Consider the following 21,890-nt stretch of genomic DNA (forward strand, 5'->3'; position numbering starts at 1 on the left):
CCGTTTCGCCGCCCTGCGCCATCCATAACCCGATGGGCGGCTCAAAGCGAGATGGATGTTCCCAATAGGGTAAGGAACTGCGCAATAAAGGCCGGATGGGCCGGCCATGCGGGCGCACTCACCAGGTTGCCCTCGGTGACGGCCGTATCGACGGGAATGTCGGCATAAGTGCCGCCGCCAAGCTCCACTTCCGGGCGGCAGGCGGGATAGGCCGAGCAGGTGCGGCCCTTGAGGACGCCTGCGGCAGCCAGCATCTGCGCGCCGTGGCAGATGGCGGCCACCGGCTTGCCCGCGTCGAAGAAGTGGCGGACCGCGGCGATCACCTCGGGATAGAGCCGCAGATATTCCGGCGCGCGACCGCCGGGGACCAGCAGGGCGTCGTAGCTGGCAACATCCACCTCGGCGAAGGTGGCGTTGAGGGCAAAGAGGTGGCCCGGCTTCTCCGTGTAGGTTTGATGGCCCTCGAAATCATGAATTGCGGTGGCGATCTTGTCGCCCGCCTTCTTGCCGGGGCAGACGCCATGCACCGTATGCCCCACCGCCAGCAGCGCCTGGTAGGGCACCATGATCTCGTAATCCTCGCCGAAATCGCCGACGATCATCAAAATGCGCTTGCCCGCCATTGCCTTCTCCCCTGCTGCGCCGGCGCGCGAACGCGGCCGGCGTCGAGGGAGCAAGGTTAGGACGCGCATCGTCCGCCGGGTGTTATCCGGTTGCGACAGCCGCCGGCGCCGGGCTGGTCAGTTCAGGAGGAACATCCCGTCCACGGTCCGCAGCTCCGCCGGCTTGATGAGCCCGCTATGGGCCACCCGCACCGAATGAAGCCGGCCCTCGATCTCCCGCTGCCAGAACTCAAGAAACCTGTTGAGTTCCGGAAAACGCGGGCAGAGGTCGTATTCCTGCCAGAGATAGGTCTGAAGAAGCGCGGGATGGTCGGGCATCCGGTACAGGATCTCGGCCGTGGCGAGACCGTAGCCCTCCATCTGCAGGACGAAATCACGCGACACCTTGGACGGATGGGACACCATGGGGCACACCTCCATATCCCTGTCCCGGAACGTCTCGCCGCCAGTGTGGAGGCCGTCGGGACCAGACAACTGCATTGTCGGCTCCAAAGTTTCGGACGGCCAAGGCTAAAGATTGGTTTCTGTCTGCAAAAACAATGTTCTAGCAGCCTCGGGCCAGGACTGCTGACAGCCCCATTGATGAAGGGGTGGGCGCACAGAAATCAGGCGGGGTCCTCCCCCATCCTTGATTTCATTCGGATTTCGGCCCTGCTAGCACTCCGCACCTGCGAGTGCTAAATTTTTTCCGCACCCCCTTGCGGGACGAAAACCGCGGTCTTAGATCGCGGTCGGGCCGGGTGCTCTTAGGCCCGGCGCCTTGAATTGAAGCATCGAACCGGAGGTTTCCCGATGGGTTTCCGTCCTCTGCACGACCGCGTGGTTGTGAAGCGCATCGAAGCCGAGCAGAAGACTGCCGGCGGCATCATCATTCCCGACAGCGCCAAGGAAAAGCCCCAGCAGGGCGAAGTCGTCTCCGTGGGCCCGGGCGCCCGCAACGAGAAGGGCGAGCTCGTCGCCCTCGACGTGAAGGCCGGCGACCTGGTGCTGTTCGGCAAGTGGTCGGGCACCGAGGTGAAGATCGACGGCCAGGATCTCCTGATCATGAAGGAGAGCGACATCCTCGGCGTGCTCGAGACTTCGGCTAACGCCCAGAAGGCCGCCTGAGTCAGCCCGGCTGACCGCGGTTTTCATCCACACCCCCTCTTCCGTCCCAATCTGAAGGAGCAGGCCACATGGCTGCCAAGGACGTAAAATTCTCCGTTGATGCGCGCGACAAGGTTCTGCGCGGCGTCGATATTCTCGCCAATGCCGTGAAGGTCACCCTCGGTCCCAAGGGCCGCAACGTGGTGATCGAGAAGAGCTTCGGCGCCCCGCGCATCACCAAGGACGGTGTGTCGGTGGCCAAGGAAATCGAGCTTGAGGACAAGTTCGAGAACCTCGGCGCCCAGCTGGTGCGCGAAGTCGCCTCCAAGACCAATGATCTGGCCGGCGATGGCACCACCACCGCTACCGTGCTGGCCCAGGCCATCGTCCGCGAGGGCGCCAAGGCGGTTGCCGCCGGCATGAACCCCATGGACCTGAAGCGCGGCATCGACCTCGCCGTGGACGCCATCGTCAAGGACCTGGCCTCCAACTCGCGCAAGGTGACCTCCAACGACGAGATCGCCCAGGTCGGCACCATCTCCGCCAACGGCGACGCCGAGGTCGGTAAGTTTCTCGCCGAGGCCATGAAGAAGGTCGGCAACGAGGGTGTCATCACCGTCGAGGAAGCCAAGACCGCCGAGACCGAGCTCGACGTGGTCGAGGGCATGCAGTTCGACCGCGGCTACCTCTCGCCCTACTTCGTGACCAACGCCGACAAGATGCGCGTTGAGTTCGAGGAGCCCTACATCCTCATCAACGAGAAGAAGCTCTCCGGCCTCCAGGAGCTGCTGCCCGTGCTCGAGGCGGTGGTGCAGTCGGCCCGTCCGCTGCTGATCATCGCCGAGGACGTGGAAGGTGAGGCGCTGGCCACCCTCGTGGTGAACAAGCTGCGCGGCGGCCTGAAGGTCGCGGCCGTGAAGGCGCCCGGCTTCGGCGATCGCCGCAAGGCCATGCTGCAGGACATCGCGATCCTGACCGGCGGCACCGTGATCTCCGACGATCTCGGCATCAAGCTCGACAGCGTGAACCTCTCCATGCTCGGCCGCGCCAAGAAGGTGGTGATCGAGAAGGAGAACACCACCATCGTCGACGGCTCCGGCGAGAAGGCCGAGATCGAGGCCCGCATCGCCCAGATCCGCGCCCAGATCGAGACCACCACCTCCGACTACGACCGTGAGAAGGCGCAGGAGCGTCTCGCCAAGCTCGCCGGCGGCGTCGCCGTGGTGCGCGTGGGTGGCTCCACGGAAGTGGAAGTCAAGGAGAAGAAGGATCGCGTGGACGACGCCCTGCACGCCACCCGCGCCGCGGTGGAAGAAGGCATCGTTCCCGGCGGCGGCGTGGCCCTGCTGCGCTCCATCAAGGCGCTCGAAGGCCTGAAGGTCGACAATGCTGACCAGAAGACCGGCATCGAGATCGTCCGCCGCGCCATCCAGGCTCCGGCTCGCCAGATCGTCCTCAACGCGGGCGACGACGGCTCCGTGGTGGTGGGCAAGATCCTGGAGTCCTCGGACTACAGCTTCGGCTACAACGCCCAGACCGGTGAATATGTGGACATGGTGAAGGCCGGCATCATCGACCCCACCAAGGTCGTCCGTACCGCCCTCCAGGATGCGGCCTCCGTGTCGGGCCTGCTCATCACCACCGAGGCGCTCATCGCCGAGCTGCCGAAGAAGAACGCCCCCGCGGCCCCGGCCATGCCGGGCGGCGGCATGGACTTCTGAGGTAAAAAGAGCCTCTGACGCCGCCCGGCGAGTCCTCGCGTAACGCAAACCGGCAACAGCCGGTTTGCTCGGGCGGCGGCATGGACTTCTGAGGTAAAAAGAGCCTCTGACGCCGCCCGGCGAGTCTTTGCGTAACGCAAACTGGCAACAGCCGGTTTGCTCGGGTGGCGACAGAAGATTGAAATGGAACGGCCGGGCCTTGCGCCCGGCCGTTTCGTTTTGCGCGACCGGCGTCGCCCCGCCGTATGCCGGCGCCATCTTCTCCCTTCAACTCCCGCTGATCCCTCCCCTGACACCATGGCGGGTGTCCCTCGGGCACGCTATGGTCGAGCAGGGAGAGCAGACCAAATGCCCCTCAAGGTCGCGCGCCCGGCCGGGATGGCTTGTCCGTCCGGCCATCGGGAAGTGTTGAGCACGAAAGGATCAGTCATGAAGACGACCATTGTCGCGGCAGCCCTCGTACTGGCGCTGGGCGCAACCGCCGTGTCAGCGCAGGGCGTGGTCAAGGGCGCCGAGCAGGGTGCCAACAAGGGTGCCGAAGTGGGTGACAAGGCGGCCGGCCCAGTCGGCACCGCCGTGGGCGGCACGGTGGGTGGCGTCGGTGGCGCCGTCACGGGCGGCGTGGCCGGCGGCGTCAAGGGCACCGGCGAAGGCGCCAAGGAAGGTGCCCGCGCTGGCGAGAAGGCGGCCGGCCCCGTGGGTGCTGTGGTCGGCGGCACCGTCGGTGCCGTGGGCGGCGCTGTCGGTGGCGTGCTCGGCGTCAAGTAGCCGAACGCCCCGCGACCCATCTGAAACGACAGAACAAAAAGACCCGCCGAGGCGCCGCCCCGGCGGGTCTTTTCATGCCCGGGCTCTCATCGCAGGCGCTCGGTCACCGTCATGGCCGGGTTCGACCCGGCCATCCACGCGGTGCGGCTGGGGATGACTTTCGCACGCTCTCCCAAGCGGTTCGGCGTGGATGTCCGGGACGAGCCCGGGCAGGACGGGTGTGGTCGCGGCCGTACTCTTTTGAAGGTCCAGATTGGTTCTCAGAGCGCCTTCTTGCCGGCGAGCGCGGCGAGCTTCTTCAGCACCACCAGCGTGCCCTTCAGGCGCGCCTCGGCGGTGGGCCAGTCGCGCAGGAACACCACCTTGAAGTCGGGCCGCACCTTGGCCTGGTTGCCCTCCTGCCCGATGAGCTTCACCAGGCCCGAGGGGTCAGCAAACTCATTGTCACGGAAGCCCAGGACCACGCCCTTGGGGCCGGCATCCACCTTCTCCACATTGGCCTTGCGGGCCAGCGCCTTGATCTGGGTGAGCTTCAGGAGCTGGCCCACCTCCTCCGGCGTGGGGCCGAAGCGGTCCACCAGTTCCGCCCCGAAGGCGTCGATCTCGCCGTCGTCCTGGATGTCCGCGAGGCGGCGGTAGAGGGCGAGGCGCACGTGGAGGTCGGCCACATAGTCCTCGGGAATCAGCACCGGCATGCCGATGGTGATGTTGGGCGACCACTTGTCGTCCACATAGTCGGTGATGCCGGCCTTGAGGTGGGCGATCGCCTCCTGCAGCATCTCCTGGTACAGTTCGTAGCCCACTTCCTTGATGTGGCCGGACTGCTCGTCGCCCAGCAGATTGCCGGCGCCGCGGATGTCCAGGTCGTGGCTCGCCAGCTGGAAGCCGGCGCCCAGCGTCTCCAGCGATTGCAGCACTTTCAGCCGCCGCTCCGCCTGCACCGTCATGGGCTTGGTCGCCGGCACGGTGAAGATGGCATAGGCCCGCGCCTTGGCCCGGCCCACGCGGCCGCGCAACTGGTAGAGCTGGGCGAGGCCGAACATGTCGGCCCGGTGCACGATCAGCGTATTGGCATTGGGCACGTCGAGGCCCGATTCCACGATGGTGGTGGAGAGCAGCACGTCGTACTGGCCGTCATAGAAGGCGGTCATGATGTCTTCGAGCGCGCCGGCGGCGAGCTGGCCGTGGGCCACCGCCACCTTCACCTCGGGCACGGACGCGGCCAGGAACTCGCGCACCTCGCCCAGGTCCTCGATGCGCGGCACCACATAGAAGCTCTGGCCGCCGCGATAACGCTCGCGCAGCAGCGCCTCGCGCACCACCAGCGGATCGAACGGCGTGATGAAGGTGCGCACCGCGAGGCGGTCCACCGGAGGCGTGGCGATGATGGAGAGTTCGCGCACACCCGTCATGGCCAGCTGCAGGGTGCGGGGGATGGGGGTAGCGGTGAGGGTCAGCACGTGCACCTCGGCGCGCAGCTGCTTCAGCCGCTCCTTGTGGGAGACACCGAAATGCTGCTCCTCGTCCACGATGACGAGGCCGAGGTCCTTGAAGCTGATGGCCTTGCCGAGCAAGGCGTGGGTGCCCACCACGATGTCCACCGTGCCGTCGGCGATGCCCTTCTTCACGGCGGTGAGGTCCTTGCCCGTCACCATGCGCGAGGCCTGGGCCACGTTCACCGGCAGGCCCTTGAAGCGCTCGGAGAAGGTCTTGAAATGCTGGCGGGCGAGCAGCGTGGTGGGCACCACCACCGCCACCTGCTTGCCGGAGAGCGCCACCGCGAAGGCGGCGCGCAGGGCCACCTCGGTCTTGCCGAAGCCCACGTCGCCGCAGATCAGCCGGTCCATGGGATGGCCGGAGGCGAGGTCGTCCAGCACCGCGTCGATGGCGGCGTCCTGGTCGTCGGTCTCCTCATAGGGGAAGCGGGCGCGGAACTCGTCGTAGAGGCCCATGGCCGGCACCAGCTTGGGCGCCTCGCCAAGCTGGCGCTGGGCGGCGATCTTGATGAGTTCGGACGCCATCTCGCGGATGCGCTTCTTCATCCGCGCCTTGCGTGCCTGCCACGCGCCGCCGCCCAGCTTGTCCAGCTGTGCCTCGGTGTCCTCCGAGCCGTAGCGGCTCAGCAGTTCGAGATTTTCCACCGGCAGGAACAGCTTGTCGCCGCCGGCGTAGTGGATCTCCAGGCAATCGTGGGGGGCGCCCATGGCCTCCACGGTCTTCAGGCCGATGAAGCGGCCGATGCCGTGGTCCACATGCACCACCAGGTCGCCGGCGGTGAGCGCGGTCAGCTCCGTGAGCACGTCCTGCGGGCGGCGGGCCTTGCGCTTGGGGCGCACCAGCCGGTCGCCGAGGATGTCCTGCTCGCCGATGACGGCGAAGTCCGGCGTCTCGAACCCCGCCTCCAGCCCGAACACGGCCAGCGCCGCCTGGGTCTTGGGCAAGGCGGCGAGGCTGTCGAAGCGGGAGATGGCAGCGAGGCCCTTCAGCCCATGGTCGGCCAGCACCGTGCCCAGCCGCTCCCGCGAGCCCTCGGACCAGCCGGCGAGGATCACCTTCCTGGACTTCTGCAGCTCGCGCACATGGGCGATGGCGGCATCGAAGACATTGGCCTCCGGCTCCGCCCGCTCGGCGGCGAAGGAGCGGCCCTGAACGCCGCCAAGATCGATGACGCGGTTATCGCCCCCCTCCGGCGCGGCGAAGGGGCTGAGCCGGGCGAGGCTGTGGCGGGCCAGCCGCTTGTTCCATTCCGGGCCGGAGAGATAGAGCCGGTCCGCCGGCAGGGGATTGTAGATGGTGCCGCCGCCCAGCTCCTGCCCGCCCTTTCGGGCGTCATAATAATCGGCGATCTGGGCGATGCGCTCGCCACCGGCCTCTTCCGCCAGCGGGTCGAGCAGCAGCGTGCCGCCTTCCAGGTAGTCGAACAGCGTGTCCATGCGCTCGTGGAACAGGGGCAGCCAATGTTCCATGCCGGCGTGGCGGCGGCCTTCGCTCACCGCCTCATAGAGGGTGTCGCCCTTCCGGGCGGCGCCGAACTCGGCCACATAGGCCATGCGGAAGCGGCGCATGGTTTCGGTGGTCAGCTGGAACTCGGCCATGGGCACCAGTTCCAGCGAGCGGACCTGACCGGTGGTGCGCTGGGTCTCGGGATCGAAGGCACGGATGGTCTCCAGCGTGTCGCCGAAAAAGTCGAGCCGGATCGGCGCATCAAGGCCCGGCGGGAACAGGTCGATGAGGCCGCCGCGCACCGCATATTCGCCGGTGTCGCGCACGGTGGAGGTGCGCAGGAAGCCGTTCTGCTCGGCCCATTGGGTCACGCCCTCAAGGTCGATGGTATTGCCCGGCGCGGCCACCAGCGACTGCGCCGCCACCAGCCCCTTGGCCGGCACCCGCTGCACCGTGGCGTTCACGGTGGTGAGCAGCACGCTGGCATTGCCGCCCTTGATGCGGGCGAGCTTCGCCAGCGTCGCCATGCGCCTGGCCACGATGGAGGCGTTGGGCGAGGCGCGGTCGTAGGGCAGGCAATCCCACGAGGGGAAGCTCAGCACCTCCAGCTCCGGCGCGAAGAAGGCAAGGCCCCGCTCCACGGCCGCCATGCGCTGGCCGTCCCGGCAAATGACGGTGAGGCTCGGCCATGGTGCGTTCTTGCGCCCGGCCAGGGAGCGGGCGAGGTCCGCCACCACCATGCCCTCCATGCCGTCCGCGACGCGGGAGAGGATGAGCGGCCGGCCTTCGGCCAGCGCATCGGCAAGGAGCTGGGGACGCTTCACGAGGGGAACTCCGGGATCAAAAGCAGGCGGCGGCGCGGTCAGGCCGGCAGGCCGCGTCCGGACAGGTGGAAGTCGCGGATCTTGCGGAACAGCGGGGTGTCGAATTCCGCCGGCGTGGGCTCGCTGGCGCTGATCCAGGAGAAGACCTTCTGGTCATCGGGCTCCAGCAGCGCCTCGAAGGCGTCTAGCTCGGCGTCGGAGAGGGTCTCGATCTCCACATTGGCGAAGCCGCCCAGGATGAGGTCCATCTCGCGCATGCCGCGATGCCAGGCGCGGAACAGGATGCGGCGGCGGCGCTCGTCCAGACCGTCGCTGGACCTCGTTAAGCCGGACATGATCTCGATGCCTCCAAAGCACGGCGTCGGCCGGGCCAGAAGGCCCGTCCGTGCCCGGCATATAGGGGCATGGGGAGCGGTTTGGCCAGTGGGGCGCGCTGGCGCGGGGCCCGCCCCTTGACCCCGGCCGCAAGACAGGGTCCCAAGGGCGGGCGGCGGGTTCGGCCCGGCGCGCCCCGCCACGGCCAGCCGGAACGCCATGCAGCTCGATCGGATCGCACAAGACCTCGTCGCCGCCCTGCGCTTCTATTCGCGGCTGGCCCTCCCCGCCGGACGCGACGACCCCGACGCCTTCGCCGTGCCCAGCCTCGACCGCATCGCCTATGCCATTCCCCTGGCGGGCGCGGTCATCGGGCTCATCGGTGCCGTGGTGCTGGTGGGGGCTCTGATGCTGAAGCTGCCGGCGTTCCTGGCGTCCGTGCTGGCGGTGACCGCACTGGTGCTCACAACCGGCGCATTCCACGAGGATGGGCTGGCCGACACGGCGGATGGCCTCGGCGGCGGGCGCGACAAGGCCCAGCGCCTCGCCATCATGCGCGACAGCCGCATCGGTACCTATGGCGGCTGCGCCCTCATCCTGGCCCTGCTGCTGCGGGTGGCAGCTCTGGAGGCCCTCGTGGCCTCGGCCGGGATGTTCCGCGCCGCGCTGGCGCTGGTGGTGGCGGAGGCGGCCTCGCGGGCGGCTGGGGTGCTGCTGCTCCTCGCCCTGCCCCCGGCCCGTGCCGATGGCGCCGGTGCCTCGTTCGGACGCCCCTCGGAATCTGCGGGACTTGCCTGCGCTCTCGTCGCCGCGCTGCTGGTGGTGGTCATCCTGGTGCCGGGCTTCGGCATAAGCACCGCCTTTGCCGGCCTCATCGCCCCGCTGGTGGCCCTGTTTGCCATGATGCGGCTGTCGGGCCGGCTGATCGGCGGGCAGACCGGGGACGTGGCCGGCGCTACCCAGCAGGTGGCGGTGATTGTCTTCCTCCTCGGCGTGCTTATCTTTCCCGGGAGGTGAGACGGGGCACGAGTCGCCACCGGCTTGCGTTGATCGAACCGAACGAGCGCCGCGCCCTTGACGTCGAGACCAACCGGACAGATGCCCGAAACGGACGCCATCGCGACACCGTGCGTGAAGCTGTGCAGCATCGAACCCCTGAGCGGGCTCTGCCTCGGCTGCGGCCGTTCCATGCGCGAAATCGGCGGCTGGATGTCCTATTCGCCTGACACCCGTGCTGCCATCATGGCGACCCTGCCCCAGCGCCTCGCCCGATTGCGGGCGGAGGCGCGCGATTGTGTTCCGGACTGAAGCCATGCGCAGCGACCGGCTCCTGTGGATCCTGCTGCTCGGCCTGCTCGGCGGGGTGGTGGTGCTTGCAGTCCATCACGAGCAGGGCCAGGTGGCGGGCATCGACCTCAACCAGTTCAGCGCGCTGGTGAGCCAGCTTGCCATCGCCGTCTTCATCGGCGCGGGGCTGTGGTCGGTGGTGCGCGGTCGCATTGGCGAATCCCTCATGGCCGCGGCCTTCTGGCTGGTGCTCGCCGCCCTGCTGGCCCTCGGCTACACCTATCGCGAGCCGTTGAAGCAGGTGGGCCAGCGCGTGCTGGCGGAAGTGGCACCGGGCTATGCGGTGAACGTCGCCCAGTCGGGCAGCAACGCGGTGGAGGTGACACGCGCGAGCGGCGGTGACTTCGGCGTGCGCGCCGCCATCAACGGCACCAGCGTGAACATGCTGGTGGATACCGGCGCCTCCTCCGTAGTGCTGACCCACGAGGCGGCGAAGGCCGCCGGCCTGCCGGTGGATTTCCTGAAATACGACGTGCCGGTGGACACCGCCGGCGGTCGCACCAAGGCGGCCGGCGTGGTGCTCGACAACATCATCATCGGCGGCATCGTGGAGCGCCACGTGCCGGCCCTGGTCTCCCCGCCCGGCATGCTGCGCACCAGCCTGCTCGGCATGAGCTTCCTGTCCCGGCTCCAGGCCTTCGAGTTCCGCGGCGACCGCCTGCTCATGCGCGGCGGCGACCGGTAAGGCGTCCTTCCGTTTTACGTCCGTACCGCCTTGGCTTACCGTCGCGGACAACATCCCCGCGCGAGTCGTTGCCATGCGTATTCCGAGCGTCACGGACCGGCAGAAGGAACATGCCGTCCTGCTGGCGGTCCTGCTCGATCTCGGCCTGTTCCTGCCCTATGCGGTGACGACGGCCTACACCGGCTCCCTCGCCATGCTGGCGGAAATCCTGCGCGGTGGCTTGCTGCTGCTGGTGGAAGGCACCGCCTATATGGCCCTGCGCGCGGTGCATCGCGGCCAGGTGCATTCTTATGATTTCGGCGTCGGCAAGCTGGAGCGGATGTTCTCCATCGTCATCGGCGCGCTGCTGGTGATGGCGGCGGTGTTCGTGGTGGCGAAGGTGCTGCAGTCTACGGAGCCGCAGCCGCTTGAGCCGTTCTGGGCGGCGGCTGCCATAGTGCTGGTGCTGGCCAACCTTGCGGCCAACCTCATTCCGTTGATCCCGCTGTGGCGCGCCACCCGCGCGGGCACCTCCATCATCGTCCTGTCCCAGTTCCGGGCGCGCATGGCCAAGGCGGCGGCCTCCGTCACCGTGGTGACCTGCGTCCTCATTGATGTGCTGATGCCTGATACGAGGCTGGCCGAGATGGCGGATGATTTCGGCGGCCTCGTGGGCGCGGCCTTCATGCTGGTGGTGGGCGGACGGATGATCTCCGAATCCCTGCCCGACCTGCTGGACCGGGCCCTCGCCGAGCCGGTGCAGATGAAGGTGAACAGCGCGCTCGCCGCCTTCTTCGACCAGTATGAGCAGTTGAGCGCCGTACGCACGCGCCAGTCCGGCACGGTGGCCCATGTGGAGATCACCCTGGGCTTCGCGCCGAGCCGGACCATCGCCGACGTGAGCACGGTCACCACCGGCCTGCGCTCCGCCTTGGAAGCGGCCATCCCGGAGGCCGACGTGGTGGTGATCGCCGAGGCCTCATCCCTGCCCCGCCGCGACGACCTCTCACCTGCCTGCTAGAGCGCTTTCTTCAAGCGAACCAGCATCCGCTTCGCGTAAAAACGTCCTATTGGCCCTTGGCCGAGGTCGGTGCCGTACCGGCCTTCATCTTCGCAGCCGCCATGGCCATGGCGGTGTCCGTCTCCTTCATGAACTGCGCCTCGTCCACCAGCATACCGTTCAGCACCGTGCTCCAATGGCGCGTGATGGCGGCCATGGCGACGGCCTCGCGGATTTCCGCCTCGCTCGCCCCGTGAAGGCGGGCCGCTGCAGTGTGGAAATAGACGCAATAGTGACACGGCACCTGCGCCGCGACCGCGAGCCCGATCAGCTCCTTCTCCTTGCCGGACAGCTGGGTCTGCGGGTTGAGCTGCACCGCCTTGAACTCAGCCCAGGCTCCGGCGATGCCCGCATCGGGGAAGGCCTTGAAGAAGCTCGGCACGAGGCCGAGAGTCTGCTCGATGTCGCGATAGGTCTCCTCGGCGCTCACCGAGCGGGTCATGCCCTGCGATGGGGACTGGGCTTGCGCCGGGCCGGGCCAGACGGGCAGGCAGGCGATGGCCACCGCGATGCCGAGGCTCGCGGCGCCGAACGCGTGGCGTTGGGTGGTGTGGGACATGGCGGAAACTCCCCTTTCAGGGATGCGGCCCTCCAGCCGTTCTCCGATCTGGCGTGAACGCCGCAGCCCCGCCCCAGTTCCATCACGGCTCGAAGATCCCCGCGCCGAGAGGGTGTCCCGGGGACTCGGAGTGCTTTGCGCTCGCACCGGCTCACAGAAAGCACTCGAAATTCGATGGACGTATTTTCCTCACGCGAACCGGGATCCACTTCGCCCTAAAGCATCTCCAGCCCCACCTTGCGGCGTGGCGCGGGGAAGGCGCGGTCGATGGCGGCAAGGTCGTCCGCTTCAAGCACGAGGTCGCGGGCCGCTGCGTTCATCTGCACATGGGCAATACGGCTCGCCTTGGGTATGGCGATCACGTCGCCGGCCCGCATCACCCAGGCGAGCGCCACCTGGAACGGATCCACGCCGTGTTTCTTCGCCACCGCGCCCAGCGCCCCGCCGCGCGGCAGGCGAGCCTGCTCGATGGGGCTGTAGGCCATAGCCGGAATGCCGGCTTCGGCGAGGAAGGGCAGCAGGTCGAATTCCGGCCCCCTGCGGCTGGGATTGTAGAGCACCTGGTTGGCGGCGCAGGCCCGCCCGCCCGGGGCCGCCAGCAGTTCCTCCATGTCGTCGGTGTCGAGATTGCTGACGCCCCACAGGCGGATCTTGCCGGCCGCTTGCAGCGCTTCGAATCCAGCGATGGTCTCCTTGAGCGGATGGCTGCCGCGCCAGTGCAGGAGATACAGGTCGATCACATCGGTCTTCAGCCGCTTGAGGCTACGCTCGCAGGCGGCCTGGACCCCGGCCCGGCTGGCATTGTGGGGATAGACCTTGCTGACCAGGAACACCTCATTCCGCCGGCCGGATATAGCCTCGCCCACCACCTCTTCCGCGCCGCCGTCCGCATACATCTCGGCGGTGTCGATGAGGGTGAGGCCGAGGTCCAGCCCCGCGCGAAGGGCGGCCACCTCCCCTGCCCGCGCCGATGCGCTCTCGCCCATGTACCAGGTGCCCTGGCCGAGGGCCGGCACGGTTTCGCCATTGGGGAGCGTGACGATCTTTGGCATACGGTATTCCAGAATTGAAGATCGCGGCGACCATAAGACCTGCGCACGGTCGGTGGAAGAGCATAACCCGTTGTGTCCACTCGGCCGTGGCCTTGATTTTAAGGGTGTTCACCATGGGACACGCCGCCAAAGGCGCCGCCATGGCCCATGCTTGCCTTGCGCTTCTCATCCCTTACAAGGGGTGATGGGCCTTGAAGAATGGCGGGGCTGCATGATCGAGGGTGGTCGCATTGGACGGCACTAAAGGGTCAAGGCGACAGGCATCGGCATGGGCGCGCCTGCTGGCGCCGCTGATGATCCTGGCGCTCGCCGGCTGCGCGCGTCCCGAGGGCCTGCTCGTTCCTGTTGCGATCGACACCCCGCCCGCGGGCAAGGTCGACATGCTGGTGGCCACCACCCGCGCGCCGAGCGATGCGGAGGGCGTGCTCTTCACCGGCGAGCGGGGCGATGGCCTCGCCTTCACCAACATCGTGGTGTCCATCCCGCCCAACCGCGAGGTCGGCTCGATCCAGTGGCCGAGCCGGGTGCCGGCGGACCCGGCGCGGGAATTCGCGGTGACGCGGGTCGATCCCATCCCCAATAACAAGGTTGCGTCCTGGTACAGGCAGCAGCCGCGCGCCAAGCACCGGGTGCTGATCTTCGTCCACGGCTTCAACACCCGCTTTGATGCGTCAGTGTTCCGCTTTGCCCAGTTCATCCACGATACCAGCGCCGATTACATGCCGGTGCTGTTCACCTGGCCGTCCCGCGGCCGCATCACGGATTATCTCTACGACCGGGAAAGCGCCAATTTCTCGCGCTCGGACCTTGCCTATGTGCTCTCGTCCGCGGTCAAGAGCCCGCAGGTGGACGAGGTGGTGGTGCTGGCCCATTCCATGGGTGCCTGGCTCGCCATGGAATCCCTGCGCCAGCTCGCCCTGCGCGAAGGGCGGGTGCCGGCCAAGATCACCAATGTGGTGCTGGCCTCCCCCGACCTCGACATCGACGTGTTCGAGCGGCAGGTGCAGGAGCTGGGGCCGAAGCGGCCGCACCTCACCCTCTTCGTCTCCCGCAACGACCAGGCGCTTGGGGTGTCGCGACTGCTTTCGGGACAGGTGACGCGCGTGGGCGCGGTGGACCTGACCAACCCCGCCTATAGCGCCCGCCTCGAGCAGGCGACGGGCATCGTGGTGCTGGATCTCACCGCCTTGCAGGGGGGCGACGCGCTCAACCACAGCAAGTTCGCCACCCAGCCCGACATGGTGCGCCTGCTCGGCGACCGGCTGATGGCCGGCCAGAGCATCTCCGACGACGTCACGCCTGGTTCAACCGCCGTCCAGGCCGTGGGCGGGGCGGTGGGCACGGTGGTCGCCGCCCCCTTCCAGCTGCCGATCCAGGTGTTCGCGGCCGGGCGCAATTGACGCCCGGCCGGTCACCACCACCCTACGGGATCGGCGCGACCACGTTGTCGTAGAACAGGTTCACGTCGGTATTCTCCTGCTGCGAGGTCATGCGCAGGGGCAGACCCTTGTCGCCGATCCAGACCCGCTGCGGGCCGAGGGGATCTGCGCCCTCCAGCGGCGGCGGCGTATATTGATAGATGGTCGCCGCCTGCCCGCGCACGGTCTCGGTTCCGACCTGGCTGCACGCCTTCAGCGCGGCGGCGCTGGGCATGGTCTGCTTCTGCATGGCGGCGCGCATGCCCGGCTCCACCGGCATCTTCTGCCAGCTCGGGCCGTGCTTCATGTAAATGGCGTCGCCGACGGCGATGAGCTCCATGGGCGGGACGCCGGCGAACGTCATCGTCTGCCGATAGGCCGGGGCCTTGGAGAGGGCCTCATAGGCATTGTAGATGGTCTGGCAGTCGTCCGCCCGGGCGCCCTGGACCTGGGCGAGGATGGCGACCGCGGCAAGAACCGGCGTAAATCGAGCCGGGGCGAAGATCGTGGCGAGCGCGCGCATGGAAGGTTCCGCGTGATGGCATCTTGAGTGTGCCGACGGCTTCCATACCAAGCCACAGCACCCCGCGCGACCACGCCGCGTGATCCATCGGCAGGACCCTTCAGAACGACCCTTGAGAACGACCCTTTTGGCGTGGCCCGCGCCGACGCGCTGGGTTCTCGCCCACCGCCGGAGCGCAACACTGCGGCCGCGCTCCGGTTCGTGTGTGAGCGGCGTGTCAGGCCGCGGCGCTCTGCGCCTTCAGCTCCAGCCGGCGCTGGTGGAGCAGCGGCTCGGTGTAGCCGCTCGGCTGCTCGCGGCCCTTGAAGACGAGGTCGCAGGCGGCCTGGAAGGCGATGGAGGTGAAGTCCGGCGCCATGGGCCGGTAGAGCGGATCGCCGGCATTCTGCCGGTCCACCACCGCCGCCATGCGCTTCAGGGTCTCCAGCACCTGCGCCTCGCTGCACACGCCGTGGCGCAGCCAGTTAGCCATGTGCTGGGCGGAGATGCGCAGGGTGGCGCGATCCTCCATCAGGCCTACGTCGTGGATGTCCGGCACCTTGGAGCAGCCGACGCCCTGGTCGACCCAGCGCACCACATAGCCGAGGATGCCCTGGGCATTGTTGTCCAGTTCGTGCTGGATGTCCTCGGGCGTCCAGTTCGGCCGCACCGCCACCGGGATGGTCAGGAGATCGTCCAGCTTGGCCTTCGGGCGGCTGCGCAGCGCGGCCTGCACCTGATGCACGTCCACCTTGTGATAGTGGGTGGCGTGCAGGGTGGCGGCGGTGGGCGACGGCACCCAGGCGGTGTTGGCGCCAGCCTTGGGATGGGCGATCTTCTGCTCAAGCATGGCGGCCATCAGGTCCGGCATGGCCCACATGCCCTTGCCGATCTGGGCATGGCCGGCAAGGCCGCACTCCAGGCCGATGTCCACGTTGCGGGCCTCGTAGGCGCTGATCCAGGCAGCCTGCTTCATGTCGCCCTTGCGCACCATGGGGCCGGCTTCCATGGAAGTGTGGATCTCGTCGCCGGTGCGGTCGAGGAAGCCGGTGTTGATGAAGGCGACCCGGCTGGATGCGGCGCGGATGCTCTCCTTCAGGTTCACCGTGGTGCGGCGCTCCTCGTCCATGATGCCCATCTTGATGGTGTCGCTGGGCAGGCCCAGCAGATCCTCGACGCGGTCGAAGATCTCCACCGCGAACGCCACCTCTTCCGGCCCGTGCATCTTGGGCTTGACCACATACATGGAGCCGGCGCGACTGTTGGCTCGGCGTCCGTTGGGGCCGATGTCGCGCAGGGCGATGAGCGCGGTGACGGCGGCATCCATGATGCCCTCGGGGATTTCCGAGCCGTCCTTCAGCAGGATGGCCGGATTGGTCATGAGGTGGCCCACGTTGCGCACCAGCATGAGCGAGCGGCCCGGCAGCACCAGGGTGCAGCCGTCCGGCGCGGTATATTCCCGGTCGGGATTCAGGCTGCGGGTGAAGATGCGCCCGCCCTTGGCGATCTCCTCCTTGAGGTCGCCGCTCATCAGGCCGAGCCAGTTGCGGTAGACCGCGACCTTGTCCTCCGCATCCACGGCGGCGACGGAATCCTCGCAGTCCTGGATGGTGGTGAGGGCGGCTTCCAGCACCAGGTCGGAGATGCCGGCGGTATCGTCCTTGCCGATGACGCTGGCGCGGTCCACCACGATCTCCACATGGAGGCCGTTCTTCTTCAGCAGCACGGCGGACGGCGCGGACGCCTCGCCGCGATAGCCGGCGAACTGGGACGGGTCCGCAAGGCCGATGGCGCCGACCACAAGGGCGCCGTCCTTGACCGACAGCGGGCCGGCATCGGCCCAGGAGCCGTCCTTCAGGGGCGCGCTCTCGTCGAGGAAGGCGCGGCCCCAGGCGATGACCTTGGCGCCACGGACGGGATTGTAGCCCTTGCCCTTCTCGGCACCGTCGGTCTCGGGGATGGCGTCGGTGCCGTAGAGCGCGTCATAGAGCGAGCCCCAGCGCGCATTGGCGGCATTCAGCGCGTAGCGGGCGTTCATCACCGGTACCACCAGCTGCGGGCCGGCCACTTCGGCGATCTCAGGGTCCACATTGGCCGTGGTCACGCTGAAGGCGGGGCCTTCGGGCACCAGATAGCCGATCTTTGTCAGGAAGGCCTTGTAGGCCTCCAGATCGAGGGGGGTGCCATTATCGCGATACCACTGGTCGAGGGTCTTCTGCAGCTCCTCGCGCCGCGCCAGGAGTTCGCGGTTGCGCGGTGCCAGGTCGTGGGCGATGGCGGAAAGGCCCTCCCAGAAGACGTCCGCCTCGATGCCGCTGCCGGGCAATGCCTCGGTTTCAATGAAGTCGTGCAGAGTACGCGCGATTTGCAGCCCGGCGCGTTCCACCCGGGCCTCGGTCCCACTTGCCATGGTCACTCCGTGTCGTCCTTTTCCCAGGGCGAGGTACATCCTGAGGAGCGCTGGTCCGTCTGAGACGCCAGCAGCCTCGCCCGCTTGTTCTACGCCGCAAAGGCATTGCCCGGATATCGATCTTGGGCAACACACCTTCGCAGCCCGGTGAAAAGTGCGATGGTCCGCCTATTCGTAAAGGTAGCCCACGGGCTCGCCGGCGACCCGGTCGCTTCGGAGGTCCGCGCGGGTGATGATCTGGCCCGCCAGGGCGTCGATCTCGTCGCGCTGGGTGGGGGTCCACATCTTGAGGTCCTCGATGCCCTTGAGCAGGCCGAGGCGGAGGATCTGGGTGTCCTCGCCCACGTCCGTGAGGCGGATGGCGCCCTTCCCGGCGGTCACCGTGTCGCCGGTGGCGAGCTCCAGCGGCTTGCCGGAGCCGTCCGCGAAGGCGGCGGTGCCGCGGATGATGCGGTAGATGACGACCTCTCCCTTGGCGAGCCCCTCGGCGTCGGCCTTGGCGGAGGCATTTTTCGGAAGCAGCGATGCACCCCGGGGATCGGTGGCGATGATGTGCCCCGTCACGAGGTTACCGCTGGGCGCCTCGATGCCCAGATCGCGCACATGCACCGGCGAGGCCGCCCTGACCGGGCCCTCGGCCGCATCGGCGGGATAGGCGCGGAACAGCGCATCCAGCGCCAGCGGATCCTGGAACCAGAAGCTGGCGCCGGCCGGACGGTTGTGGAGCGGGTGCTTCCAGGCCGTGCGAGGGGTCTCGTCTTCCTTGATGTGGTCCGAGCCCACCACGGTCGGATTGGGGAAGGTGGTCGGATCGGTGATGAAGGCTTCGATGAACTTGCCCGAATAGCCCATGCACAATGGATCAGGCACCACCGATTGCGGCGTCTTCAGGTTCTCTTCCGTCGACAGGCCAGCCCAGGTGTAGAACAGCTGGCGATGCACGATGGCGCTTTGCAGCATCACCGCGCCGGGACCGACATAATGCACCTTGCCGTCATAGTCGAAAGTGAACAGGCCGGAGGTGACGAGGACGAGTTGAAATCCACCCGGTGGGAGATGCAGATGAAAATCCGTCGGCCCGGTATCGTCACGATAGATGGGAAGGTTTGTCGCCACTTCCTGTAGCAGGAAGGCGTCGTTGTTGGCGCGAAGACCCTCCAGGGCGCGATGGTAGAGGGCCTGCGGCCGGTAGATGGGATCGTAGGAAATGTCGCGATAGCGATCGACTGCGACGAAGGCGCCGCTGTTCATGGTGATGCGCTCACCATCCGGGCGCGCAAGGCCCGGCCACTTGAAATCGACCATCGACTGCATGCCCATAGCAATCTCCCCGGCAAGAAGCCGACACGGCTCCAGACGTCAGATGAGACATATTCAAGCCGGCACGAGTGCAGTCAATTCAATATTATATTCGACGTTTGAACCGTGGCCACATCCGGAAATATCGACGCGCTTCTATGAGTAAAAATTGCGCTTATGCTTCTATATCGGCAGCCGGGTGCTGAAATTGAGGGCGCCTGCCGGCGCGAATGCCCGAATTTGAGCATCTGGCAAAACCTGCTGATTGCGCGGAAGCCGATGATTGCAGCGGCGAGGACGCAGGCAGCGAGGAGGATCGGCAGGTTGGCGACTGGATCGATCTTGGGCCTGGGACGTCCTCACCGCCGCGCCAAGGCCTGTGCCCCTCGCGACGGATATGGGCTCTCCAGAAGCCGGATTTTAGGTTAGGAAAAGGTCGAACTGTGCGCACGCCGTATGGCGGAAGCGTCGGAAACCGGAGAATTGGGCGAGCCACGGCGCCGGAGCGAATGCAAATCGCGCGTCGCCGTCCTGACCAGCCGTACAGAAAATGATGCAGTCACAGCCGTTTAGATTTTCAGTCGCCCCCATGATGGATTGGACGGACCGCCATTGCCGGGCGTTCCACCGCACCCTTTCGCGCCGGGCGCGGCTCTATACGGAGATGGTCACGGCGCCGGCCATCCTCCATGGCGATCGCGCGCGCCTGCTCGGGTTCTCGCCGGAGGAGCACCCGGTGGCGGTTCAGCTGGGCGGCAGCGATCCGGCGGAGCTGGCGCAGGCGGCGCGGATCTGCGCCGATTATGGCTATGACGAGATCAACCTCAACGTGGGTTGCCCCTCCGACCGGGTTCAGGGTGGCAATTTTGGCGCCTGCCTCATGCGCGAGCCAGACCTCGTGGCCGATTGCGTCGCCGCCATGAAGGCGGTCGTGGCGATCCCCGTCACCGTCAAGTGCCGCATCGGCGTGGACGACCAGGACCCGGAGGAAGCCCTCGATCGCCTCGCCGACGCCGTGGTGGCAGCCGGTACCGATGCGCTCATCGTCCATGCCCGCAAGGCGTGGCTGAAGGGCCTGTCGCCCCGCGAGAACCGCGATATCCCGCCCCTCGACTATGACCGCGTGCGACGCCTGAAGGCCCGCCTGCCCCACGTGCCCATCGCGGTGAATGGCGGCATCGCCAGCATCGCCCAGGGACTGGAGGAGGCGCGCGGTCTCGACGGCATGATGCTGGGTCGCGCCGCCTATCAGGATCCCGAACTGCTGCTCGGCGTCGATCCGCTACTGTTCGGCACGCCCGCCCCCCATGCAGACGGCTTCGCCGCGGTGGAGGCCTTCGAGCCCTATGTGGCGCACCATCTGGAGGCCGGCGGGCGGCTCTCCGACATCACCCGCCACATGCTGGGCCTGTTCACCGGCCGCAAGGGCGCGCGCATCTTCCGCCGCCATCTCTCCACCGAGGCCATCCGCCCCGGCGCCGGGCTCGACGTGCTGCGCGCGGCCGTGGATGAGGTACGCCGGCGCCAGCCTCTGGCGGCCTGATCGCCCTTTCCTTCCGGTCTGATCTGCACGCCATGCGCGGCTTCCGAACGCGCGCATGCGGGCGCGATGGTGGACAGGGAGGCTGATCCGCGCCACTGCTGCAGGCTCCCCTGTGCCGCTCCCGTTTGCCGGACGCTCCCCCATGCTCTCTTCCATCTCCACCCATGAACTCGTCCTGCTCGCGGGCGCGATGCTGGCGGGCGGAGTGCTTACCGGGCTCATCGCCGGCATGCTGGGCATCGGCGGCGGCGGCGTCATCGTGCCGGTGCTGTATGAGGTGTTCGGCGTGCTGGGGGTCGACGACAGCCTGCGCATGCAGCTGTGCGTGGGCACTTCGCTCGCCATCATCATTCCCACCGCCATCTCGTCCCACAACGCCCACATGAAGAAGGGCGCGGTGCTGCCCGGCGTGGTGCGCAACTGGCGGGTGCCGGCCATCGCCGGCATCGTCACCGGCAGCGCCATCGCGGCGGTGGTGGCGGGCTGGGTGCTGCAGGCGGTGTTCGTTGTGGTCATCTCGCTGCTGGGGCTAAAAAGCCTGCTCGGCCGCAACGACATCCGCATCGCCGAGCACCTGCCCGGGCCCGGTGCCATGCGGGCCTATGGCTTCGTCATCGGCCTCGCCTCGTCACTGGTGGGGATCTCCGGCGGCGGCATCGCCACCAATATTCTGCTGCTCTATGGCGTGCCGATCCATGCGGCGGTGGCGACCTCCGCCGGCATCGGCATCATCATCCCCATTCCCGGCGTCATCGGCTATGCCATCGCCGGCTGGCCGCACCTGTCCCAGCTGCCGCCGCTTTCGCTGGGCTATGTCTCGGTGATCGGGTTCGTCTGCATCGCGCCAGTGGCGGCGCTGGTGGCGCCGTTCGGGGCGCGGCTCGCGCACCGGCTGGGGCGCCGGCAGCTGGAGATCGGCTTCGGCCTGTTCCTGCTGCTGGTCGCCTCGCGCTTCCTCGTCGCCATCATCTGGGGCTGACCGGAGCCGCTCACCAGCGGTGGGTGAAGCCCGCCGTGATGCTCTTGTTGAGCGTGGAGCCGGTATCAGCGACAGCGGTGGTGACGGTGATATCGCCCAGCACCTTCTGCTGCGCGCTGAGGCTCGGCAGCAGGGTGGGCGTTTCCTGCGTGGCCTTGGTGGCGAGGGAGAAGGTGGTGCCGGTCTCCACCAGCTTCAGGCTGAGGGACTTGTCGGTCTCCCACGCTTCCGTCGTGCCCGAGGCCACGCGATAGGTGTCGGCCAGCGTCGCGTCGAGGCCACTTGCCAGCGTGACGGTGCGTGAGAAGGTGGTGGCCACCTTGCCGGTGGCGCCGTTGGGGTCGAGGGAGACGTTCACCGTCCCCTTCTGCCACAGCAGCCAGTCGGGCAGCTGGGAGAGCGTGACCTTGGCATAGGCCGTGCCGCCAAGGTCGCTGGCGCCGGATGTGATTACGGGCGCGGCACTGGTCGCCGACTTGGACAGGTCCATGCCGAACACGGTGCCGATGTCCTCCACCGCGCTCCAATAGGTCATGGAGACACTGCCGTCAGCATTCAGCGTCTTCTTGACCTCGCTGCTGGAATCGGCACGGACGGGCGCAGCGGCGAGCAGCACGACCGGCAGGAAAAGTGCGGCGGTGGTGCGTGGCATCATTGGCGAGGGCCTCCGGGCAGGTTGGATCGCGGCATTGCGCGGCAGCGGCAGGAACCGACTTTCATCATGGGTGCGGAAAAGTTAGGGCGAGATTGTTGCGGCGCGGTATTTTCCGCGCATGC

Annotated in this window: 19 protein-coding genes and 1 pseudogene; 10 read left to right on the forward strand and 10 right to left on the reverse strand. The window is 67.4% G+C overall.

From position 1 onward, the window contains the following. Window positions 1–41: 41 nt before the first annotated feature. Both V5F66_RS05120 and V5F66_RS05125 read right to left on the reverse strand, forming a co-directional pair. Window positions 42–623: a DJ-1/PfpI family protein gene (locus V5F66_RS05120; RefSeq protein ID WP_012116236.1), complete on the reverse strand. Its 582-nt coding sequence runs from the start codon at window positions 621–623 to the stop codon at window positions 42–44. Between the two features lie 117 nt (window positions 624–740). Next, entirely contained in the window at window positions 741–1,028 is a 288-nt protein-coding gene (locus tag V5F66_RS05125; RefSeq protein WP_041577619.1) for an usg protein, read from the reverse strand. A 387-nt stretch (window positions 1,029–1,415) separates the two neighbouring features. Here V5F66_RS05125 and groES point away from each other — a divergent pair, with 387 nt between their 5' ends. The 3 genes and pseudogenes from groES to V5F66_RS22320 all read left to right on the forward strand — a co-directional run. Next, window positions 1,416–1,730 (forward strand): co-chaperone GroES, encoded by a 315-nt coding sequence (gene groES / locus V5F66_RS05130; protein WP_012116234.1) that lies wholly within the window; start codon window positions 1,416–1,418, stop codon window positions 1,728–1,730. Window positions 1,731–1,798: 68 nt separating this feature from the next. Further along, window positions 1,799–3,430 carry a chaperonin GroEL gene (gene groL, locus V5F66_RS05135; RefSeq protein WP_012116233.1) on the forward strand — a complete coding sequence of 544 codons (1,632 nt, stop codon included), beginning with the start codon at window positions 1,799–1,801 and terminating at the stop codon, window positions 3,428–3,430. 621 nt (window positions 3,431–4,051) lie between these two features. Continuing rightward, window positions 4,052–4,192: pseudogene (locus tag V5F66_RS22320) on the forward strand (DUF1236 domain-containing protein); the annotation flags it as partial. 266 nt (window positions 4,193–4,458) lie between these two features. Here the strand turns inward: V5F66_RS22320 and mfd are convergent. Together mfd and V5F66_RS05150 are read right to left on the reverse strand one after the other, a co-directional pair. Continuing rightward, on the reverse strand, window positions 4,459–7,965 hold the full coding sequence (gene mfd, locus V5F66_RS05145; protein WP_394093394.1) for a transcription-repair coupling factor: 3,507 nt from the start codon (window positions 7,963–7,965) through the stop codon (window positions 4,459–4,461). A gap of 38 nt (window positions 7,966–8,003) precedes the next feature. After that, a complete protein-coding gene (locus tag V5F66_RS05150; RefSeq protein WP_012116230.1) occupies window positions 8,004–8,300 on the reverse strand; it encodes an FAD assembly factor SdhE in 297 nt (98 codons plus the stop codon). A gap of 199 nt (window positions 8,301–8,499) precedes the next feature. Here V5F66_RS05150 and cobS point away from each other — a divergent pair, with 199 nt between their 5' ends. The 4 genes from cobS to V5F66_RS05170 all read left to right on the forward strand — a co-directional run bounded on the left by cobS (window position 8,500) and on the right by V5F66_RS05170 (window position 11,312). After that, entirely contained in the window at window positions 8,500–9,297 is a 798-nt protein-coding gene (gene cobS, locus V5F66_RS05155; protein WP_394051056.1) for an adenosylcobinamide-GDP ribazoletransferase, read from the forward strand. An 81-nt stretch (window positions 9,298–9,378) separates the two neighbouring features. After that, window positions 9,379–9,588: a DUF1289 domain-containing protein gene (locus V5F66_RS05160; RefSeq protein WP_012116228.1), complete on the forward strand. Its 210-nt coding sequence runs from the start codon at window positions 9,379–9,381 to the stop codon at window positions 9,586–9,588. 4 nt (window positions 9,589–9,592) lie between these two features. Next, window positions 9,593–10,312 carry a retropepsin-like aspartic protease family protein gene (locus tag V5F66_RS05165; protein WP_394002170.1) on the forward strand — a complete coding sequence of 240 codons (720 nt, stop codon included), beginning with the start codon at window positions 9,593–9,595 and terminating at the stop codon, window positions 10,310–10,312. A gap of 73 nt (window positions 10,313–10,385) precedes the next feature. Next, on the forward strand, window positions 10,386–11,312 hold the full coding sequence (locus V5F66_RS05170) for a cation diffusion facilitator family transporter (protein ID WP_394051059.1): 927 nt from the start codon (window positions 10,386–10,388) through the stop codon (window positions 11,310–11,312). Window positions 11,313–11,358: 46 nt separating this feature from the next. On the opposite strand, the gene V5F66_RS05175 is transcribed toward V5F66_RS05170, so the two are convergent. Next, window positions 11,359–11,910 carry a carboxymuconolactone decarboxylase family protein gene (locus V5F66_RS05175; protein WP_394051061.1) on the reverse strand — a complete coding sequence of 184 codons (552 nt, stop codon included), beginning with the start codon at window positions 11,908–11,910 and terminating at the stop codon, window positions 11,359–11,361. Between the two features lie 215 nt (window positions 11,911–12,125). Further along, entirely contained in the window at window positions 12,126–12,962 is an 837-nt protein-coding gene (locus V5F66_RS05180; RefSeq protein ID WP_394005619.1) for an aldo/keto reductase, read from the reverse strand. 293 nt (window positions 12,963–13,255) lie between these two features. On the opposite strand from V5F66_RS05180, the gene V5F66_RS05185 reads away from it, so the two are divergent. After that, on the forward strand, window positions 13,256–14,362 hold the full coding sequence (locus V5F66_RS05185; protein WP_157048168.1) for an alpha/beta hydrolase: 1,107 nt from the start codon (window positions 13,256–13,258) through the stop codon (window positions 14,360–14,362). A gap of 22 nt (window positions 14,363–14,384) precedes the next feature. Here V5F66_RS05185 and V5F66_RS05190 read toward each other — a convergent pair whose 3' ends face one another. The 3 genes from V5F66_RS05190 to V5F66_RS05200 all read right to left on the reverse strand — a co-directional run bounded on the left by V5F66_RS05190 (window position 14,385) and on the right by V5F66_RS05200 (window position 18,612). Continuing rightward, a complete protein-coding gene (locus tag V5F66_RS05190; protein ID WP_394002160.1) occupies window positions 14,385–14,903 on the reverse strand; it encodes a hypothetical protein in 519 nt (172 codons plus the stop codon). Between the two features lie 217 nt (window positions 14,904–15,120). Next, window positions 15,121–17,292, reverse strand: a complete 2,172-nt coding sequence (locus V5F66_RS05195; RefSeq protein WP_394093395.1) for a malate synthase G — start codon at window positions 17,290–17,292, stop codon at window positions 15,121–15,123. Window positions 17,293–17,460: 168 nt separating this feature from the next. Further along, a complete protein-coding gene (locus tag V5F66_RS05200) occupies window positions 17,461–18,612 on the reverse strand; it encodes a hypothetical protein (protein WP_394093396.1) in 1,152 nt (383 codons plus the stop codon). A 529-nt stretch (window positions 18,613–19,141) separates the two neighbouring features. Here V5F66_RS05200 and dusA point away from each other — a divergent pair. Both dusA and V5F66_RS05210 read left to right on the forward strand, forming a co-directional pair. Further along, the gene (gene dusA, locus V5F66_RS05205; protein WP_012116219.1) at window positions 19,142–20,134 is read left to right on the forward strand and encodes a tRNA dihydrouridine(20/20a) synthase DusA; all 993 of its coding nucleotides are present in this window, start codon (window positions 19,142–19,144) and stop codon (window positions 20,132–20,134) included. 142 nt (window positions 20,135–20,276) lie between these two features. Next, window positions 20,277–21,113: a sulfite exporter TauE/SafE family protein gene (locus V5F66_RS05210; protein WP_394002152.1), complete on the forward strand. Its 837-nt coding sequence runs from the start codon at window positions 20,277–20,279 to the stop codon at window positions 21,111–21,113. 10 nt (window positions 21,114–21,123) lie between these two features. Here V5F66_RS05210 and V5F66_RS05215 read toward each other — a convergent pair whose 3' ends face one another. Continuing rightward, window positions 21,124–21,768: a hypothetical protein gene (locus tag V5F66_RS05215; RefSeq protein WP_394093397.1), complete on the reverse strand. Its 645-nt coding sequence runs from the start codon at window positions 21,766–21,768 to the stop codon at window positions 21,124–21,126. Between the last annotated feature and the right edge of the window lie 122 nt (window positions 21,769–21,890).

It is taken from the genome of Xanthobacter versatilis, from assembly GCF_043193975.1.
GTDB lineage: Bacteria > Pseudomonadota > Alphaproteobacteria > Rhizobiales > Xanthobacteraceae > Xanthobacter > Xanthobacter autotrophicus_E.

Excerpts from the sequence above, each read along its gene's own strand:
- V5F66_RS05120 (WP_012116236.1), bottom strand. The coding sequence starts at position 623 with ATGGCGGGCAAGCGCATTTTGATGATCGTCGGCGATTTCGGCGAGGAT.
- V5F66_RS05125 (WP_041577619.1), bottom strand. The coding sequence starts at position 1,028 with ATGGTGTCCCATCCGTCCAAGGTGTCGCGTGATTTCGTCCTGCAGATG.
- groES (WP_012116234.1), top strand. The coding sequence starts at position 1,416 with ATGGGTTTCCGTCCTCTGCACGACCGCGTGGTTGTGAAGCGCATCGAA.
- groL (WP_012116233.1), top strand. The coding sequence starts at position 1,799 with ATGGCTGCCAAGGACGTAAAATTCTCCGTTGATGCGCGCGACAAGGTT.
- V5F66_RS05150 (WP_012116230.1), bottom strand. The coding sequence starts at position 8,300 with ATGTCCGGCTTAACGAGGTCCAGCGACGGTCTGGACGAGCGCCGCCGC.
- cobS (WP_394051056.1), top strand. The coding sequence starts at position 8,500 with ATGCAGCTCGATCGGATCGCACAAGACCTCGTCGCCGCCCTGCGCTTC.
- V5F66_RS05160 (WP_012116228.1), top strand. The coding sequence starts at position 9,379 with ATGCCCGAAACGGACGCCATCGCGACACCGTGCGTGAAGCTGTGCAGC.
- V5F66_RS05165 (WP_394002170.1), top strand. The coding sequence starts at position 9,593 with ATGCGCAGCGACCGGCTCCTGTGGATCCTGCTGCTCGGCCTGCTCGGC.
- V5F66_RS05170 (WP_394051059.1), top strand. The coding sequence starts at position 10,386 with ATGCGTATTCCGAGCGTCACGGACCGGCAGAAGGAACATGCCGTCCTG.
- V5F66_RS05175 (WP_394051061.1), bottom strand. The coding sequence starts at position 11,910 with ATGTCCCACACCACCCAACGCCACGCGTTCGGCGCCGCGAGCCTCGGC.
- V5F66_RS05180 (WP_394005619.1), bottom strand. The coding sequence starts at position 12,962 with ATGCCAAAGATCGTCACGCTCCCCAATGGCGAAACCGTGCCGGCCCTC.
- V5F66_RS05185 (WP_157048168.1), top strand. The coding sequence starts at position 13,256 with ATGATCCTGGCGCTCGCCGGCTGCGCGCGTCCCGAGGGCCTGCTCGTT.
- V5F66_RS05190 (WP_394002160.1), bottom strand. The coding sequence starts at position 14,903 with ATGCGCGCGCTCGCCACGATCTTCGCCCCGGCTCGATTTACGCCGGTT.
- V5F66_RS05195 (WP_394093395.1), bottom strand. The coding sequence starts at position 17,292 with ATGGCAAGTGGGACCGAGGCCCGGGTGGAACGCGCCGGGCTGCAAATC.
- V5F66_RS05200 (WP_394093396.1), bottom strand. The coding sequence starts at position 18,612 with ATGGGCATGCAGTCGATGGTCGATTTCAAGTGGCCGGGCCTTGCGCGC.
- dusA (WP_012116219.1), top strand. The coding sequence starts at position 19,142 with ATGATGCAGTCACAGCCGTTTAGATTTTCAGTCGCCCCCATGATGGAT.
- V5F66_RS05210 (WP_394002152.1), top strand. The coding sequence starts at position 20,277 with ATGCTCTCTTCCATCTCCACCCATGAACTCGTCCTGCTCGCGGGCGCG.
- V5F66_RS05215 (WP_394093397.1), bottom strand. The coding sequence starts at position 21,768 with ATGATGCCACGCACCACCGCCGCACTTTTCCTGCCGGTCGTGCTGCTC.